Raw genomic sequence first — 17,686 nt, 5'->3', positions numbered from 1 at the left:
CACATAAAATCAACGTCGGACACTTCTCGCGCGTAGGGCCGGCCGTTGCCGGGCGCGGGAGTTGTCGTGGCGGCAATAGGGGACTTTTCGATGCGCATTCTCGTCGTTGAAGACGACACTAATCTCAACCGGCAGCTGAAGGATGCGCTGACGGAAGGCGGCTACGTCGTCGACGTGGCGTTCGACGGCGAGGAAGGCCATTTCCTCGGCGACACCGAACCATATGACGCCGTGGTACTCGATATCGGCCTGCCGCAGATGGACGGCCTCTCGGTGCTGGAGGAATGGCGTCGTGCCGGCAAGAAGATGCCGGTGCTGCTGCTGACCGCCCGTGACCGCTGGAGCGACAAGGTACAGGGCATCGACGCCGGCGCCGACGATTACGTCGCCAAGCCCTTCCACATGGAAGAAGTGCTGGCCCGCGTTCGCGCGCTGGTGCGCCGGGCCGCCGGGCAAGCCTCCAACGAGATCAGCGCTGGCTCGGTGCGACTCGACGTCAAGGCCGGCAAGGTGACGGTGGATGGGCACTCGGTGAAGCTGACCAGCCATGAGTTGCGGCTCCTCAGTTACCTGATGCACCACAAGGGCAAGGTGATCTCGCGCACTGAGCTGACCGAGCACCTCTATGACCAGGACTTCGACCGCGATTCCAACACCATCGAGGTGTTCGTCGGGCGGCTGCGGAAGAAATTGCCTGACGATTGCATCCAGACGGTGCGCGGGCTGGGCTACCAGATCGCCGAGGACTGAGGGTATTCGGACGTGGACCCATCACCGAGTTTTCGGTCGAGTGCCTTCTCCCACAAGGGGAGAAGGCACTCGCCGATGGTTCAGGTGGTGGGCCGTGGCTGATACCTCGGTGCAGCCCGTTTCGCAGCGCAAGGGCTCGATCGCCGCCTCGCTGTTCCTTTTGTCGGCCGGCTGGCTGATCGTAGCCTTGGTGGCGACGGCGTTCCTGCTCACCGAGCTCTATTCGCGGGCGCTCGATAACAGCCTGGTCGAGACGCTGGAGTTCCACGTCGAGACGCTGACCGACCTCAGCCTCCTCTCCGACACGCCGAAATCGGACCAGATCAAGGTCGCCGATCCGCGCTTCGACCGCACCGGCTCCGGCTGGTACTGGGCGATCCGCGACGAGACGGGCGAACTGCTCAACTTCTCCAACTCCTATGTCGGCATGGTGCTGGGGCCGCTGCCGGGGCCGTTCGACGCGACCAACTCGAAGTCGGCGGTGCTGACCGACCCGTTCAACATCAAGATCCGGGTGATCGAGCGGGCGGTGACGGTGAACGGCATGCCGCTCCACATCATGGTCACCGGCTCGCTCGACGAAATCCTGTCGCTGGTCGACGAATTCCGCGGCCAGACGCTGATCGTGCTCGGCGCGGTGGCGATCATGCTGGCGGTGATGTCGACCATCGTGGCGCGGCTGGCGCTGCGGCCGATCGGGCGGCTGCGTCGTGAGGTGGAGCAGGTGCGCGAGGGCGATGCGGCCTCGCTCACCGGCGCCTATCCGGCCGAACTGGCGCCGCTCTCCGAAGAAATCAACGAACTGTTGCGCTCCAACGCGCAGATCGTCGAGCGGGCCCGCAATCAGGTGGGCAACCTGGCGCATGGGCTGAAGACGCCGATCGCCGTGCTGCGCAACGAGGCCAACGCCGACAAGAAGAACGGCCTCGCCAAGGTGGTAGCCACCGAAACCGAGAAGATGAGCCAGCTGGTCAGCACCTATCTCGATCGCGCCCGGCTGGCGGCGCGCTCGACCGTGGTGGGCAAGAAAGCTGACGCGACGCACGTCATGCTGCGGCTGACCCGGGTGATGCAGAAACTCAACCCGCAGGTGACCATCGCCATGGTGCGCCCCGACGCCTCGCTGCCCTGGTTCCGCGGCGATGAGGGCGATCTCGAGGAGATGGCCGGCAACCTGCTCGACAATGCCTGCAAATGGGCAAAGTCCTCGATCGGCGTCACCGTGGTGGCCGAGCGCAGCGGCGGCGCTGCGAACCTCCTGATCAAGATCGACGACGACGGACCAGGTCTGACTGAGGAGGAAGCGACCAAAGTGTTGCGCCGCGGTGTCAGGCTGGACGAGAAGACCCCGGGCTCGGGGCTGGGCTTGGATATCGTCAAGGAACTGGTTGACGTCTACGGCGGCTCCCTGCAATTGAAGCGCTCAGTGCTGGGGGGCCTCCTGGCAGAATTGCGGCTTCCGGCCGCAAAGGTTGCGGGTTTCCGCACTTTTGCCTCAATACGTAAGGAATAAGGGCCCCGGCCACCCCTCGAGACCGACATGCAGCAGATCGTCCGCGCCCTTCCCGTTTTTGCCATGCTCCTGCTTGCCGGTTGCAGCATGGGCCCCTCGACGTCCGACGTCGCCCTGGGGCCGACGCTGCCGCAGCCGAACTCGACGCTGGGGACGCAGCCGACCATTACGCCGGCTTCGCTGCCGGCGCCGGGCGCGATTCAGTCTGCCAACACCACGATGAACGACGTGAGCGCTTTCCTCGACCCCTCGGTGCTTGGCCAGCTCTCGGCCAAGGACAAGTCGGAAGCCGCGAGCGCCCAGTTCAACGCCCTGACCTTTGGTCGCCCCGGCGCGCCGCGCGCCTGGACCGGCGACAAGGGCACATCCGGCAACGTGACCGTCGGGCCCTATGTCCGTGTCAACAACATCGACTGCCGCGATTTCACCCACACCGTGACCATCGGTGGCGCGCCGCACGCCCGCAAGGGCACGGCCTGCCGCGAGGTCGACGGCACCTGGAGCGTCGCCGGCTGAGGTCGGCGCGGTCGCTGCATGCATCGTCGCCTGACAGCGATGTGATCGGCAGCGGGCTTTCGGATAGTCTTTTGTTTACCGTCGCGCGCTAGGTTCGAGGACTATCCTCGGACCCTGATGCCCGCCGGTTTTCATGCCCAATACTGCCACTCGTCTTTCATCGTCTGAGACTGCTCGGTCGCAGCGGGCCGTGCGGCCGTTCTTCGGGCTGATCGATGCGGTGATCGTTCCCGGTACGGCCGGTTTCGATTTCGACGGCGGCATCGCCGAAGCGCATGCGCAGGGCATCTGGACCTGGATGGTGCGCGATGTGGCGCCCGACCTGATCGACCCCAATGCGGCCGATGATGACCAGGCGGCGCGCCAGGCGCTCGATCTCCTCGTGCCCGAACTGCTGCAACGCGCCCGCGCTGCCATCTCGGCGGTCGGCACCCCTGACGCGGAGCGCCGGATCCAGCTGCAGATGGGCGGCGATGACGCCTTTCGCCGCGTCGGCGTGGTGCTCAATGCGCTGAAATGCCGAAGCCTGCTCGACAAGGCCCAGGCCTTTGGCCGGGCCGCCAACGGCATGACCGACGAGATGGCGCTGGGCGTGGCGCTGCAGTCGATGCCGCTCAACGATCATGCCGTCTCGGCGCTGCTGTTCCAGGCGGCGATGGGGCAGGTGAGCCACCCCGGCCGGATGATGGCGGCGGCGATTCGGCTGGCCGGCTCCGCCACCGAGGCATCGATGCAGCGCGCCGGCTTCGCGCCGCTGATCGAGGCGATGCTGTCGCATGCGCAGGCCCAGATCCCGGCGCTCGACCAGCACGGCGCCTTTGCCGATATCGATCTGACCTGCCGCGCCATCGACCGCTTCCATCGCTTGATGCGAGCGGTGACCGGCTATGTCGAACTCGGTCGGCTGACCCGCTGGTCGACGGCGGTCGCCGCATTGACCAAAACCGTGTCGGAGCTGGTCGAACCGAAGCTGCGCGACGTGTCGCCGAACGTGAACCTGGCGCTGCGCCGCCATTCCGGCCAGGACCGGCTCGATGGCGACCAGGTGCTGGCGGCGCTCAATGGCTGCTACGTGCTGGCGACGATCCGCGATTGCCGCGATTCGCTGGCGCTCAACGCCATGTTCGACCAGACCTGGACCCAGGTGGGTCAGGCGCTGGAAATGCATGTGCAGCGCAACCTCGAGCTGTTCCGGCAGAACCCCGGTGACCGGGTGATCGGCGCCCGGCTCGATGCCGCCATCAAGATGGCCGAACTGCGCTTCAACCCCGACTATGCCGATGTACTGCGCCGGGCGCGGGAAACGGCTGAGAAGCGGGCGAGCTGAGGCAAGCGGAAGCTAGCGCCGCCGGTGCGCTCTGACCCCCACCCCTGTCCCCTCCCCGCAAGGGGGAGGGAGACCAAAACACCAGCATCGCAGTCCGCGTCTCCCTCCCCCTTGCGGGGAGGGATCAAGGGTGGGGGTCGGCTCGCGCCGGCGTTTCAGGCCTTTGCCTTCAGCCGCTCCACCAGCCGCGCCGCCACCGCCGTCCCCGCATCCCGCACATAGAGTTCCGCACCCACCGCCTCCGGGATGCTGCCCATCAGCGCGATACCGCCATTGGCGCCCGGGCGGTGCGGGGCGTAGGTGACGCCGATGGCTTTGAGCGGGTCGCGTTGCTCGGAATTCTCGAACACGAGGCACCCGGGCTCGAACGAGCGGGCGTCGGCGGCGGTCAGCGTCCAGATCTGTGGCTTGTCGCCGAATCGGCCGGTGAGATAGGCGGGTGGCGTCGGCACCGCGTCCTCCGGCACGGGCCGAGCCGGGACGCGCCAGCCGGTGTCGCTGATTTCGCCCGACAGCGCGCAGCGTTCGGCAGCGACCGAGCCGGCATCGCGCGCCGCCATGGCGCCGATATCGACTGCGGCGGCGATATCGCCCAGCCCGAGTTGCACTGCGCGGGTGGCGAGGCCGGAAACCCCATGCTTGCTGGCCGCCGCGGCGCGGCGGGTGATCAGCGATTGGCCACGATCGAGATAGGTGGCGCCGCGGGCCGAGGGGCGGAACGGCGCCACCGGGTTGCGGGCGTCAGGGGTCTCAAAGGCTTCCTCGATGACATCGTCGAGCACCGGCGGTGCGGCTTTGCCGAGAAAGCCGAGGACGGCCGCCTTGCCGCTGCTGAGCGCCGCCGCGGTAGTATGAAGGCCTGCCGCCGAGCCGGCCAGCGCCACGGCGGGCAGGGCGCCGCGCGGGCCAAGCCAGCCATTTGCCGCATCCCAGGCGGCAGCCCCGCCGGCACGGAGCCACAGCAGGATTTCAGGCTGCCAGGCGCCGGCGGCCACCAATTGGTCGGTTTCGATGGCGCTCGAATCCTGGGCGATCTCGTCGATGGCGACAGCGAACCCGACCTTGAGGCCCGGCTTGTTGCGCTCCAGCGGTTCGGCATGGCTGGGGGCGAGCGCCGAGGCGAGCGTGATGCCGGTCGCCTTGGCGAAATCGACGAAGCGGGAGGTGGTGCTGAGCCGGCTGTCAACGATGCGCTGGACTTCGACGCCGGCATCGGCTGCGTGCAGCGCCAGCCGATAGGCGAAGCTGTTGGGGGTGGTGAACAGTGCGCGGCGGCCGGGCCAGACCCCGAACCGTTCAGCGCGCTGGAACGCGGTCAGCGCCCCGACGATGCCGGGCGTGCGGTTGCCCGGAAACAGCGGCAGCCGCTCGAGCGCGCCGGTGGCGAGGATGACGTATTTGGCAGCAACGACCACAATGCGGGACACCGGGCGGCCCGCCTCGACCACCACGTGGTGCACTTTCAACTGCGTGCCGGTGATGGCGAAGGCTTCGGCACGGAGCAGCGGCGTGACCTGGCCCTTGCCATCGAGGCTGGCAACCAGCCGTTCGATCGTGGTGTCGGGCGAGGCCTCGGCATCGACGGCGCCGAAATAGCGGATGGTGCCGCCGAGACTTTGGGTGCGCTCGATCAGCACGGCGCGCTTGCCGGCAGCCGTAGCGGCGGCCGCAGCGCTGAGACCCGCGACGCCGCCACCGACGATGGCAAAATCGGTCTCGATGGTTTCGTCGACCGCGCCATTGTGCCAAGGCGGACTGGCCAGCGGCGTGTCGCCGAAGCGGTGGTTCAGGGTGCGCGCCGGGCCGAGCAGTTTGTGGCGCAACGCCCCGAGCAGGCCGCCCGAGGCAATCGGATCGCGCCGCGTGCCGATGGTGACGAGGTTGAGCCCGTTCAGCGCCGGGGTGCGCTCCATCGGCAGCGCGCCGCCCTTGCCGGAGCTGACCAGCGGCGCAAAGCTTTCGTCGAGCGACAGTGCTTCGTCACCATGGCGACCGGCGATCTGGATGCCGTTGGCCAGTGCGGCAGAGAGCACGGTGTCACCGGCAAAGCCGTGGATCGTCCGACCGTTGAGGCGAAACTGCAGCGGTGCCTTGCGATCGAGCTCGGCGCCGCCCAGGCCGTGCGGCGCATCGCCGGGGAGACGGTTGCCATGCTCGCTCACGCCGGCACCGCCAGATCGTCAGCGGGCAGGTAATCAGCGGCAAGCAGGCGCTGGTTGCCACGGGCGGGGCCACGCGCCGCGAACCACTCGGCTTCATCCGCTGGAGCGGTTCCGGCAATGTAGCGCGCCAGCGCCGGTGCAAAAAAGGCGGCAGCGGGGCCGAGGGCGGCGATGACCATCGCCTTATGGCCACGCGCCGGACCGACCAAGGGCGCGCCATCACTGGTGCGGAGATTATTGACCACGGTTTCTCCGGCGAGACGCAGCGCATCGCCGCGGGAGGCGGCGCTGCCGAGCCGGGCCCGGGCAGTGGCGGGGTCGCCAATGAGCAGCGCTGACACGCTGACTTTGCCATCCTGCACCAGCACCACGCCCCGATCGAGGAACGACACATAGGGGGCGGGCAGGGGCTTGGCCGCATCGAGCAGCATGGCGGCGCCGGGCACGGCCTCGAGGCTGCGGTCGCGCGCCTCCTCGGGCAGGTGCTCGAGCACGGCATCGTCGCCGGCAAGGATCACCTGAGCCGCCTCGACGCTGCGGCCACTATGGACGATGCGCGCGGTGCCGTCCTTGCGCAGCGTCAGCTCGGTATCGGCGCGATCGAGGTGGCGCACCTCGTGCTTCGACAGCCAGCCTTCGAGCGCTGGCTCGAGCCGGCCGTGGCCGAACAACTGCACATCGCGCACCCTGAGCAGCAAGCCTTCGGCAACGGCCCGATCGGCAACCGGCTCGACCGCATAGCCGAGCCCGATGGCGAGGTGGCGGAAATGACCGAGGGCCGCGATGCTCTCGGGCGTTTCGGCAACCAGCAGCGGATCGACGCGGCTGATGAGGCCCTTGCCCCAGCTGGCAACCAGCTTGCTGGTCTCGGCGGCGGCGCGCTTCAGCAGCAGCAGCGTTTCCGGACGGGTGACCGGCGCGATCGAGACATCGATACTGCGCTGCAGCCGGAACGGCGAGAACGGGTCGCCGACGAGGCAGACGCGTCGCTTGTGCTCGACGGCAAGCAGGCCCGCCAGCAGCCCGGCAAGCGGGGTGGAGCCGAGCACCAGATAGTCGTAACTGTCATCGGCCATGGGATCAGCGAACCATCGTGCGGGCTGCGGCAATGCGCCTCCCACACATCGATGTGTGCGGGTGCATAAATTGCCCGAATGCCTTTATAGATCGGGCGCGTTTCCGCACCTTCGCATGAGGCAGAGCCCTGCACATGATATTTTGGTCGCTCGCTTTTGTGGTCACTGCCGTCGCCTGCGCCGCGCTCTATTATGCGGGGGCCGGGCGAAGGGTCAACGCGACTGCCACTGTTGTAGACAGCCCTGAGATGGCGCACCTGAAGCTGCAGCTGAAAGAGATCGAGTCGGATCTCGCCTTGGGTCGCCTCGGCGCAGCCGAAGCGACAGCGGCGAAGGGCGAACTGGCGCGGGAGCTGCTGCGGCTGAAAGCGACGACGAAGACGGCGACGGAACCGGGCGCGCGCCGCGGCATCGTCGCGGCTGCAGCCGTCGTGACGGCCGTGCTGGCGTTCGGCGTCTATGGCGCAGTGGGTCGCCCCGACCTGCCGGCGCAGCCGCTGGCCGAACGGCAGGACGTGCCGCCGCCGGAAATGACCCTCGACGATGCGATCGCCCGGATCGAGGCACAGCTCAAGGCCAAGCCCGAGGACCTGCGCGGCTGGACGGTGATCGCCCCGGCCTACATGCAGATGGGCCGCTTTGCCGACGCGGCGAACGCGCTGCGCAAGGCGATCGAGCTCGATGGCCCGACCGCCGACCGCGAGACCGATCTCGGTGAAGCGCTTATGATGGCCAATAGCGGCAACGCCGCCGGCGAACCGCTGGCGCTGTTCCGCAGCGCCTCGAACCGCGACGTCACCCATGTGCGTTCGCGCTACTATCTTGCCAGTGAAGCGATGCGCGAGGGCGATTTCGCCACCGCCAAGGCCGAATGGCAGGGCCTGCTGAAGCTCAGCAAGGGCGGCGAGACCTGGCTCGCCAATGCCGAGGCCGGGCTGGCCGCGGCGGAAGCCGGCCTCGGCGGCGACATGCCGGCGAATGCCGACATTGCCGCCATGGTCGAAGGGCTGTCGAGCCGGCTCAACCAGAGCGGCGGCACGATCGAGGAATGGACCCGGCTGGTGCGCTCGCGGCTGGTGCTCGGGCAGACGGAGCTGGCGCAGACGGCCTATGATGCGGCCCGCAAGGCCTACCCCGCAGCGGGCGATCGCGCAGAACTCGATGTTCTCGCAGCGGATAATGGATTGGTAGCAAGTAATTGACTCGTAAGCAGAAACGCCTGGCTATCGTTGCCGGTCTGGGCGCCGTCCTCGCCCTCGCCGCGACGTTGATCTTCGTCGCCATGCGCGACCAGATCGTGTTCTTCTATTCGCCCAGCGAGATCCACGAGAAGGCCATCGCCGCAGGCACCTCAATTCGCCTGGGCGGGCTGGTGAAGGAGGGGTCCTGGAAGCGTGTGGGCGAGACCTCCGACTTCGTGGTGACCGATGGCCAGACCGAGATGGCGACGCATTATGTCGGGCTGCTGCCCGATTTGTTCCGCGAGGGACAAGGTGTAGTGATCGAGGGCAGCGTCACGCCGAACGGCACCTTCGCCGCCACCAACGTGCTGGCCAAGCACGACGAGAACTACATGCCCAAGGAACTGGTCGACGAGCTGAAGAAGCGCGGCGAATGGCAGCGCGAGGGGGCGGGAAGTTGATTGGCGTAATTCCAGAAGGCCCCCTCACCCGGATCGCTTTGCGATCCGACCTCTCCCCCCAGGGAGAGGTGGCGAGGGTCACCATCTCGCCACAGCACACCTCTCCCTTTGGGGGAGAGGTCGACGCGTCAGCGTCGGGTGAGGGGGCCTTTGGGTTCCGCCTCGAAGGAGCCCGTGCATGAGCATTGAACTCGGCCATTTTGCCCTCGTCCTGGCTTTTGCCATCTCCACCATCTCGGCAATCGTCGGGCTGATGTTCTGGAAGCGCGAGGCGCTGGCGGGCTATCTGCAGCAGGGGGCAGTGCTGCAGTTCGTACTGGTGGCGGCGGCCTTCGCGGCGCTGATCCAGGCCTTTGTCGTTTCCGATTTTTCGCTGAAGCTCGCCTATGAGCATGCCAATTCGGCGCAGCCGCTGATCTTCAAGATCACGGCGGTGTGGGGCAACCACGAAGGCTCGATGCTGCTCTGGGTGCTGATCCTGGTGATCATGGGCGCCGCCGTCGCCGCCTTCGGACGCAGCCTGCCCAAGGACCTGCTGACCCTGGTGCTGGCGGTGCAGAGCCTGATCGCCGCGGCGTTCACCGGCTTCACGCTCTTCACCTCGAACCCGTTCCTCCGCCTGTCGCCGGCGCCGTTCGAAGGGCAGGACCTCAACCCGATCCTCCAGGATATCGGCCTCGCCATCCATCCGCCGCTGCTCTATCTCGGCTATGTCGGCTTCTCGGTCTGCTTCAGCTTCGCCATGGCGGCGCTGATCTCGGGCCGCATTGACGCCGCCTGGGCCCGCTGGGTGCGGCCGTGGACGCTGCTCAGCTGGTGCTTCCTGACGCTCGGCATCGCCATGGGCTCCTACTGGGCCTATTACGAACTCGGCTGGGGCGGCTGGTGGTTCTGGGATCCGGTGGAGAATGCCAGCTTCATGCCCTGGCTCGCCGGCACGGCGCTGCTCCATTCGGCGCTGGTGATGGAAAAGCGCAACGCGCTAAAGATCTGGACGATCTTTCTCGCCATCATCACCTTCTCGCTGAGCCTGCTCGGTACCTTCATGGTGCGCTCGGGCATCCTCACCTCGGTGCACACCTTCGCCTCGGACCCGACCCGCGGTATGGTGATCCTGGCGCTGCTTGCTGCCTTCATCGGCGGCGCCTTCGCGCTCTTTGCCTTCCGCGCCTCGACGCTGCGGGTGGGCGGGCTGTTTGCGCCGATCAGCCGCGAGGGTGCGCTGATCCTCAACAACCTGTTCCTCGCCACCGCCACCGTGGCGGTGCTGGTGGGAACACTCTACCCGCTGCTGCTCGATGCGCTGGTCGGCGAGACCATTTCGGTGGGCGAGCCGTTCTTCAACCTGACCTTCGGGGTGATCATGACGCCGCTGCTGATCATCCTGCCGTTCGGGCCGTTCCTCGCCTGGAAGCGCGGCGACGTGATCGCCGTGACGCAGCGGCTGGCCGGCGCAGCGGGGCTTGCTCTGTTCGCCGCGGTGCTATGCTTTGCGCTCACCGGCGGCGAGGTGTCGCTGGCCCCGCTCGGGCTGCTGCTCGGCTTCTGGGTGGCGTTCGGCGCGCTGGCCGAACTGGTCGATCGGGCAAAGTTCTTCCGCACCGATGTCGTCACCTCGTTCAAGCGGCTGTTCGGCCTGCCGCGCACCGCGTGGTCGACGGCGATCGCCCATTTCGGCATCGGCGTCACCGTGATCGGCATCGTCGCCGCCAGCGCCTGGCAGCAGGAGCTGGTCACCACCATGGTGCCGGGTGAGGGCGTGGTGATCGCCGAACACCAGGTGACGTTCGAGGGCATGGAGCATGTCGAGGGACCGAACTTCGTCTCCGACACCGGCCGCTTCGCCATCCGGGCGCCGGGCGGTGGGGTACGCACGGCGCTGGCCGAGCGGCGCGTCTACAATGCCAGCGGCCAGCCGACCACCGAGGCGGCGATCGAGACCTACGGCTTCAGCCAGCTCTACGTGCAACTGGGCGAACCGCAGGCCGACGGCAAGTCGGTGGTGCGGCTCTGGTACAAGCCCTACGTCACGCTGATCTGGCTCGGCTGCCTGATGATGGCCGGCGCCGGCTTCCTGTCGCTGAGCTATCGCCGGCTGCGCGTCGGCGCGCCGCGCCCGGCCTCCGCCCGGGCCGCTGCCGAATGAGGGCGCTGCTTGCCCTGATGCTGCTGGTGCTGCTGAGCGCGCCCGCGCTGGCAGTGCGCCCCGACGAGGTGCTGGCCGATCCGGTGCTCGAGACCCGGGCCCGGGCGATCTCGGAAGGCTTGCGCTGCCTCGTCTGCCAGAATCAGTCGATCGATGATTCCGACGCCGACCTGGCGCACGACCTGCGTGTCCTGGTGCGCGAACGCCTGACCGCCGGGGACAGCGACCAGCAGGTGCGGGATTATCTCGTCGCGCGCTACGGCGAATATGTGCTGCTCAACCCCGTCATGGCGCCGCACACGGTGCTGCTGTGGATCGCCGCGCCGGCGGTGCTGGTGATCGGCGGCATCGTGGTGTTCATCGGCGCACGGCGCAAACGCGCCGCAGGCCAGACCACCCTGACCGAGGATGAAGCCAAGGCGCTCGAGGAACTGGAGCGCTGAGCGCTAGTGCGTGCCAAACAGGATCGGCACGGTCGCTGCAACCAGCAGCACCGCCGCGCCGATGTTGAAGGCTGTGGCATAGGCCGGCTGGACGAGGAAGCGGCGCAGTACGGCGCCGCCGGCTGACCACACCGAAACACAGGGGATCGAGATCAGCGCCATCGCCGCCGCCGCGAGGGCGAGGTTCAGCGCATAGCCGTCGGCCGGCAGATAGGTGGCGGCAGCCCCCGTGGTGATGGCCCAGGCCTTGGGGTTGATCCACTGGAAGGCGACTGCTCCGGCAAAACCGAGCGGCGGACGCTCGTCGGCCTCGACATCGATCGGCCCGCCGCGCGCGATCTTGATCGCCAGCCAGACCAGATAGGCAGCGCCGGCCCAACGCATCGCATCGTGCAGCGCCGGAAACGACTGCAGCAGCGCGCCAATGCCGAGCCCGACGGCCACCAGCTGCAGCGCGACGCCCACCGCGATGCCGGCGACCAGCGGCATCGAACGGCGCACGCCGACCCGCACGCCTGAAGCGAGCGCCATCATGTTGTTGGGGCCGGGCGTGCCGGTGAGCACGACGCAGAAGATGAGGAACGGGATGAGGATGGCTGGATCGGTCATGGCCCGGACAGTACAGCGGTCGACAGGGCGTTGTGTTGCAATCTGCAGCGCTGACTGGCAGTCTTGTGCAACAAATGACCGACCTTGATCGCATCGACCAGCAGATATTGCGCGAGCTGCAGCGCGACGCGCGCATTCCGAACCTGCGCCTGGCCGAACGGGTCGGCTTGTCGCCTTCGGCCTGCCTCCGGCGGGTGCAGGAACTGGAGCGGAGCGGCATCATCAAAGGCTACCGCGCCGTGATCGACCGCTCGCGGCTGGGCGCGGGGTTTCGCGCCTATGTGTCGGTGGGCCTCTCGAGCCACACCAAAGCCAGCCAGGAGGCGTTCGAGAAGGCCGTGGCGCTGTCGCCGGAAGTGGTCGAGTGCCACAACGTCACCGGTTCGATCGAATACCTGCTGCGCATCGAGGTGGCCGACATCGAAGCCTACAAGGCATTTCACACCGACGTGCTTGGCACCCTCCCGACCGTAAGCGCCATCACCACCTTCGTGGTGCTGGGCTCGCCTAAGGACGAGCGAGCTTAGGGGTTTGGACTCGATCTCTCCGACATCTCCCCCCTTGTGGGGGAGATGTTCTTGGGCTGGTGGGCACCATCTCTCCTCCTCACCGGTGTCATCCCAGCGAAAGCTGGGAGCCATCCATCCGCTGGCGCTGGCGGCGAGTTGGGTCCCAGCTTTCGCTGGGATGACACCTGAGGTGGGGCGCGCACCATGCCTCCAACATCCCTCATTCTCCCGTGCCGATCGTGAGATGAGACGCCCGCCGCTTGTCCCGACTCGGCGCGCGGCGCTACGCCATTCCCCGTGTCCGTCACCGATCTCCTCCCCGCCGATCTCGACCTGACCCTGGAGATGGCGCTCATCGTCCTCAGCTTCGTCACCTCGCTGATCACTGCGACGTTCTCGCTGGGCGGCGGCACGCTGATGGTGGCGGTGCTGGCGCTGGTGTTCCCGCCGCTGGTCGTGGTGCCGCTGCACGGCGCCATCCAGCTCGGCTCGAACAGCGGGCGGGCGCTGGTGCAGCGCGCCCATATCCAGTGGCCGCTGGTGCTGTGGCTGTCGCTGGGCGGAGCGATCGGCACCGTTGTCGGCGGGCAGTTCGCCAGCCTCCTCCCCGCGACGGCGCTGCAGATCGCCATCGGCGCCTTCGTGCTGCTCACCACCTGGCTGCCGCAACCGAAAATCGTCGGGCACTCGCGACTGGCGCAGGTGCTTGGCGGCGGAGTGATTGCCGCGGTGTCGATGGTGGTCGGAGCCACCGGGCCGCTGGTCGCGGTGTTCATCAAGGGGCTGGCCGACCGGCGGCAACTGGTTGCCACCCACGCCATGCTGATGACGCTGCAGAACAGCTTCAAGGTGGCGATGTTCGTTTGGCTCGGCTTTGCCTTCGCCGCCTACCTGCCGTTGATCGTCATGATGATCGCTTCGGGTTTCGTCGGCACGGCAATAGGCAGCCGGCTGCTGGTGAAGGTGCCCGAGGTGGCGTTCCGCTGGGGCTTCAAAATCGTGCTGACGCTGGTGGCGCTCGACTTGCTGCGCACTGCCCTTTCTCAGGGGCTCCGATAACGTTCGGAACATTACCGATAATTAACGCCCGGGTCACCGTGCAGAAAGGCGATGGGCTCCATATCTCTCGGCCATCAAGAGTGCCTGACTGAAGGAGATCATCATGCCCTCGACTAAGTTCAACGCTCGCCGCTGGCTCGGGGCTTCGGCTCTGGCGATCCTCGCCGGCATCGGTGGTGGTACCGCCTTCGTTGCGGCAACCGCCCCCTCTACCGCACAGACTGCCACACTGGTCCCCGCCGCGCAGATCACCGCGCCGGCCGTGACCAACGCCCCGAACTTTGCCGACCTCGTCGAGGCGGTGAAGCCGGCCGTGGTTTCGATCATCGTCGAGGGCGGCGAGAAGGAAGATGCCCGCGATCTGCAGCGCGGCGGCCCGCAGTTCAAGTTCGATTTCCCGGATCTGCCGAACGACCATCCGTTCCGCGATTTCTTCGAGCAGTTCGGTGACCAGTTTGGCCAGGGCCGTGGCGGCCCGGGCGACAACCAGGCGCGTCCGCAGGCGCCGCGCAAGTTCATGGCGGCCGGTTCGGGCTTCGCCATTTCGGCTGACGGCTACATCGTCACCAACAACCACGTCGTCGACAACGCCGACAAGGTGACCGTGGTGTTCGACGACGGCAAGGAAATGACCGCCAAGGTGATCGGCACCGATGAGAAGACCGATCTCGCGGTGGTCAAGGTCGATGGCGTCACCGACCTGCCGTTCGTCAAGCTGGCCGATAACGAAGTGCGCGTCGGCGAGTGGGTGGTGGCCGTGGGCAACCCGTTCGGCCTTGGCGGCACCGTGACCGCCGGTATCGTCTCGGCCCGTGGCCGCGACATCGCCGGCTCGGCTTATGGTGATTTCCTGCAGATCGACGCGGCGGTGAACACCGGCAACTCCGGTGGTCCGGACTTCAACCTCCAGGGTGAAGTGGTCGGCGTGAACACCGCCATCTTCTCCCCCAATGGCGGTAATGTCGGCATCGCCTTTGCCATCCCGGCCAGCGTCGTCAAGCAGGTGACCGGCCAGCTGATCCAGAGCGGCACCGTGACCCGCGGCTTCCTCGGCGTCGGCATCCAGGACGTCAACCGCGACATCGCCGACAGCGTCGGCCTGAAGGATGCGGCTGGCGCACTGGTCACCGAACCCACCAAGGACAGCCCGGCCGACAAGGCCGGCGTCAAGTCCGGCGACGTGATCACCGCGGTGGATGGCCAGGCCGTCACCAACGCGCTCGACCTGAGCCGCACCATTGCCGGCAAGAACCCCGGCACCGCTGTGGAACTGTCGGTGTGGCGCGACGGCAAGGAGCAGAAGATCTCGGTGACTTTGGGCAAGCTCGAAGAGGCGGCCAAGCCGTCCGAAGAGCAGCAGCAGGCTCCTGCCGAGGAACCGGCCGCTCCGGCTCCGACCAGCGTCGGCCTGACCCTCGTGCCGAACTCGGGCGGTGAAGGCCTCTTGATCCAGGACGTCGATCCGAATTCGGCGGCTGCCGAGAAGGGCTTCGCCGTGGGCGACACCATTCTCGAGGTCAACAACCAGGCCGTGTCGTCGGTCGCCGACTTCGAGAAGGCCGTGCAGGGCGTCAAGGACGCCGGCCGCAGCACTGCCCTGGTCAAGGCGCAGCGCGACGGCAACACTCGCTTCATCGGTTTGCCGATCACCGAAGCCAAGTCTTAATCACTGCCGGGCTCCGGGGCATCTGCTCCGGGGCCCGTTTCCCTTACGTCGTCCTCGCCAAGACCGGGATCCGCAAGGGTTCCGGTCTTTGCCGGAATGACGCAGAATAGCGTGGGGCCTGTCACATGAAGATTCTGCTGATCGAAGACGACCGCGAGGCAGCGAGCTACCTGATCCAGGCGCTCGACGAAGCGGGTCACATCACCCACCACGCCAGCGACGGCGAGACCGGCTACGCCATGGCGTCGTCGATGGATTACGACGTGCTGGTGGTCGATCGCATGCTGCCGCGCCGTGATGGCCTCTCCATCATCGAGAGCCTGCGCGCCGAGGATGACAAGACCCCGGTGCTGATCCTCTCGGCGCTCGGCGAGGTCGACGACCGGGTGACCGGCCTCCGGGCCGGCGGCGACGACTACCTGGTCAAGCCCTATGCCTTCACCGAACTGCTCGCCCGCATCGAAGTGCTGGCCCGCCGCTCGTCGCCGGCCGAGGCTGCGACCAGTTTCGAGGTCGGTGGGCTGGCGCTCGATCGGCTCAGCCGCAAGGTGGAGCGCGACGGCGAGCAGATCCTGTTGCAGCCGCGTGAGTTCCGGCTGCTCGAATACCTGATGAAGAATGCCGGCAAGGTGGTGACCCGCACCATGCTGCTCGAGAACGTCTGGGACTATCACTTCGACCCCCAGACCAACGTCATCGACGTGCACATGTCGCGGCTTCGCGCCAAGATCGACAAGGGTCACGCCAACCCGCTGCTGCACACCATCCGCGGCGCGGGCTACATGATCCGCGACTGACGATGTTCAGGCTCGCCCAGCTCTGGCGCACCACCACCGTGCGCCTCACCGCGCTCTTCATCGCAATCTTCGTGATCTTCGCGGTGGTGCTGCTCGGGCTGATTACCTGGCAGACCTCGATACAGTTGCAGCGGCAGCAGACCGATGCCATCGACCGCGAGGCGGTGCAGTTCAAGCGGCTCGACAGCGACGGCGGCTTCCGCGCCACCATCATCGCGGTGCAGCGTCTGGCGAGCCAGCCGGGGCCAGGCATCTACTACCTCGCCGATCCCGCTGGGCAACTGATCGTCGGCAACGTCACCGACTTGCCGCCCGAAGTGCTGGCCGAGCCCGGCACCTACAGCTTCAACTATTCCAAGCCCCGGCTGTTCGACGATCCGGACGGCGAAGCCGACGACCCGACGCCGCAGCGCCAGGGCTACGCCATGGTGCGCTCCGACAAGCTGCCCAGCGGGCTGATCCTCGTGGTCGGGCGCGACGTGGTCGAGCGGCGCGGCTTCACCGCCATCGTGCTGCAATGGTTTGCGGTCGGCGCCGGCGGCATCCTGCTGTTCTCGCTGGTGGCTGGTGTGCTGACTGCGGTGCGCGTGCTGCGCCGCATCGACACCATCTCGTCGACCTCCAACAAGATCATGTCAGGCAATCTCAGCGAGCGCGTGCCGGTCACGAGGCGCAACGACGAGTTCGACGCGCTCGCCACCAACCTCAACCTCATGCTCGACCGTATCGAAAAGCTGATGCAGGGGATGAAGGAGGTGACCGACAATGTCGCCCACGATCTCAAAACCCCGCTGACCCGGCTGCGCAACCAGGCAGAATCGGCGCTGCGCGATGGGCAGGGCGAGGAGACGCGCAAACAGGCGCTCGAGACGACGATCGAGGAGAGCGACAAGCTCATCAAGACCTTCAATGCGCTGCTGATGATCGCCCGCGCCGAAGCCGGTACGCCATCGGGCGCACTGAGCGAGATCGACCTGAGCGCGGTGGTGACCGACGTCGCCGAACTCTACGGCCCATTGGCCGAAGATGAAGGGCTGACCATCGAGACCGACATCGCCGAGGGCATCAGGATCAACGGCAACCGCGAACTGCTCGGGCAGGCGCTGGTGAACCTGATCGAGAACGCGCTGAAATACTACGAGCCAGAAGCGGGCAAGGCGGGCCGGATAGCGGTGAGCCTCAAGCGCGACGGCAGCAAAGTCCGCATCGAGGTGGCCGATAACGGCCCGGGCATAGCCGCGGAGGACCGGGGCAGGGTGATCGAGCGCTTCGTCCGGCTGGAAAAGAGCCGGACCGAACCCGGGTCGGGGTTGGGTCTGTCGCTGGTGGCGGCGGTGGCGCAGCTGCATAAGGGCGAGCTGCGGCTCGAGGACAATGCCCCGGGCGTACGGGCGGTGGTCGAGCTGCCGGGCTAAGAGCGCCAAACTCCATGCAATTTGCGATCGTCTTGTAAACCTGTGGAGATACAAGC

The 17,686-nt window shown here is 67.0% G+C and carries 16 protein-coding genes; 13 read left to right on the top strand and 3 right to left on the bottom strand.

Going from position 1 to position 17,686, the window contains the following annotated elements; all coding sequences use genetic code 11:
* Positions 1-90: 90 nt before the first annotated feature.
* The 4 genes from ACSQ23_RS19150 to ACSQ23_RS19135 all read left to right on the top strand — a co-directional run bounded on the left by ACSQ23_RS19150 (position 91) and on the right by ACSQ23_RS19135 (position 4,106).
* On the top strand, positions 91-750 hold the full coding sequence (locus ACSQ23_RS19150; RefSeq protein WP_055885382.1) for a response regulator transcription factor: 660 nt from the start codon (positions 91-93) through the stop codon (positions 748-750).
* 94 nt (positions 751-844) lie between these two features.
* A complete protein-coding gene (locus ACSQ23_RS19145) occupies positions 845-2,263 on the top strand; it encodes a sensor histidine kinase (RefSeq protein ID WP_436091554.1) in 1,419 nt (472 codons plus the stop codon).
* A gap of 27 nt (positions 2,264-2,290) precedes the next feature.
* Positions 2,291-2,779: a hypothetical protein gene (locus ACSQ23_RS19140; RefSeq protein ID WP_436091553.1), complete on the top strand. Its 489-nt coding sequence runs from the start codon at positions 2,291-2,293 to the stop codon at positions 2,777-2,779.
* Between the two features lie 190 nt (positions 2,780-2,969).
* Positions 2,970-4,106: a hypothetical protein gene (locus ACSQ23_RS19135; RefSeq protein ID WP_436091552.1), complete on the top strand. Its 1,137-nt coding sequence runs from the start codon at positions 2,970-2,972 to the stop codon at positions 4,104-4,106.
* A gap of 155 nt (positions 4,107-4,261) precedes the next feature.
* On the opposite strand, the gene ACSQ23_RS19130 is transcribed toward ACSQ23_RS19135, so the two are convergent.
* Both ACSQ23_RS19130 and ACSQ23_RS19125 read right to left on the bottom strand, forming a co-directional pair.
* Positions 4,262-6,268, bottom strand: a complete 2,007-nt coding sequence (locus ACSQ23_RS19130; protein WP_436091551.1) for an FAD-dependent oxidoreductase — start codon at positions 6,266-6,268, stop codon at positions 4,262-4,264.
* Positions 6,265-7,344 (bottom strand): hypothetical protein, encoded by a 1,080-nt coding sequence (locus ACSQ23_RS19125; protein ID WP_436091550.1) that lies wholly within the window; start codon positions 7,342-7,344, stop codon positions 6,265-6,267. The genes ACSQ23_RS19130 and ACSQ23_RS19125 overlap by 4 nt, the downstream gene beginning before the upstream one ends.
* Before the next feature lie 134 nt (positions 7,345-7,478).
* Here ACSQ23_RS19125 and ccmI point away from each other — a divergent pair, with 134 nt between their 5' ends.
* The 4 genes from ccmI to ACSQ23_RS19105 all read left to right on the top strand — a co-directional run bounded on the left by ccmI (position 7,479) and on the right by ACSQ23_RS19105 (position 11,575).
* Complete coding sequence (gene ccmI, locus ACSQ23_RS19120) at positions 7,479-8,546, top strand: c-type cytochrome biogenesis protein CcmI (protein WP_082528131.1); 1,068 nt, start codon at positions 7,479-7,481, stop codon at positions 8,544-8,546.
* On the top strand, positions 8,543-8,986 hold the full coding sequence (ccmE, locus tag ACSQ23_RS19115; protein WP_436091549.1) for a cytochrome c maturation protein CcmE: 444 nt from the start codon (positions 8,543-8,545) through the stop codon (positions 8,984-8,986). The genes ccmI and ccmE overlap by 4 nt, the downstream gene beginning before the upstream one ends.
* Positions 8,987-9,164: 178 nt before the next feature.
* The gene (locus ACSQ23_RS19110; protein WP_436091548.1) at positions 9,165-11,132 is read left to right on the top strand and encodes a heme lyase CcmF/NrfE family subunit; all 1,968 of its coding nucleotides are present in this window, start codon (positions 9,165-9,167) and stop codon (positions 11,130-11,132) included.
* On the top strand, positions 11,129-11,575 hold the full coding sequence (locus tag ACSQ23_RS19105; protein WP_055879741.1) for a cytochrome c-type biogenesis protein: 447 nt from the start codon (positions 11,129-11,131) through the stop codon (positions 11,573-11,575). The genes ACSQ23_RS19110 and ACSQ23_RS19105 overlap by 4 nt, the downstream gene beginning before the upstream one ends.
* A 3-nt stretch (positions 11,576-11,578) precedes the next feature.
* Here the strand turns inward: ACSQ23_RS19105 and ACSQ23_RS19100 are convergent, their stop codons facing one another.
* On the bottom strand, positions 11,579-12,184 hold the full coding sequence (locus ACSQ23_RS19100; RefSeq protein ID WP_436091547.1) for a LysE family translocator: 606 nt from the start codon (positions 12,182-12,184) through the stop codon (positions 11,579-11,581).
* Positions 12,185-12,258: 74 nt separating this feature from the next.
* Between ACSQ23_RS19100 and ACSQ23_RS19095 the strand changes: the two genes are divergently transcribed.
* The 5 genes from ACSQ23_RS19095 (at position 12,259) to ACSQ23_RS19075 (ending at position 17,630) form a co-directional block, all read left to right on the top strand.
* Positions 12,259-12,711 (top strand): Lrp/AsnC family transcriptional regulator, encoded by a 453-nt coding sequence (locus ACSQ23_RS19095; protein WP_055879736.1) that lies wholly within the window; start codon positions 12,259-12,261, stop codon positions 12,709-12,711.
* A gap of 279 nt (positions 12,712-12,990) precedes the next feature.
* Complete coding sequence (locus ACSQ23_RS19090; RefSeq protein ID WP_436091546.1) at positions 12,991-13,752, top strand: sulfite exporter TauE/SafE family protein; 762 nt, start codon at positions 12,991-12,993, stop codon at positions 13,750-13,752.
* A 103-nt stretch (positions 13,753-13,855) separates the two neighbouring features.
* Positions 13,856-15,418: a Do family serine endopeptidase gene (locus ACSQ23_RS19085; protein ID WP_055879732.1), complete on the top strand. Its 1,563-nt coding sequence runs from the start codon at positions 13,856-13,858 to the stop codon at positions 15,416-15,418.
* 125 nt (positions 15,419-15,543) lie between these two features.
* Positions 15,544-16,215, top strand: coding sequence for a response regulator transcription factor (locus ACSQ23_RS19080; protein WP_055997263.1), 672 nt, complete (start codon positions 15,544-15,546; stop codon positions 16,213-16,215).
* 2 nt (positions 16,216-16,217) lie between these two features.
* Positions 16,218-17,630 (top strand): ATP-binding protein, encoded by a 1,413-nt coding sequence (locus ACSQ23_RS19075; RefSeq protein ID WP_436091545.1) that lies wholly within the window; start codon positions 16,218-16,220, stop codon positions 17,628-17,630.
* Positions 17,631-17,686: the final 56 nt, after the last annotated feature.

The organism is Devosia sp. LjRoot16 (genome assembly GCF_964252795.1).
GTDB lineage: Bacteria > Pseudomonadota > Alphaproteobacteria > Rhizobiales > Devosiaceae > Devosia_A.
Note: the sequence above shows the minus strand (reverse complement) of the source record. Positions and strands in the feature narration are given on the sequence as shown.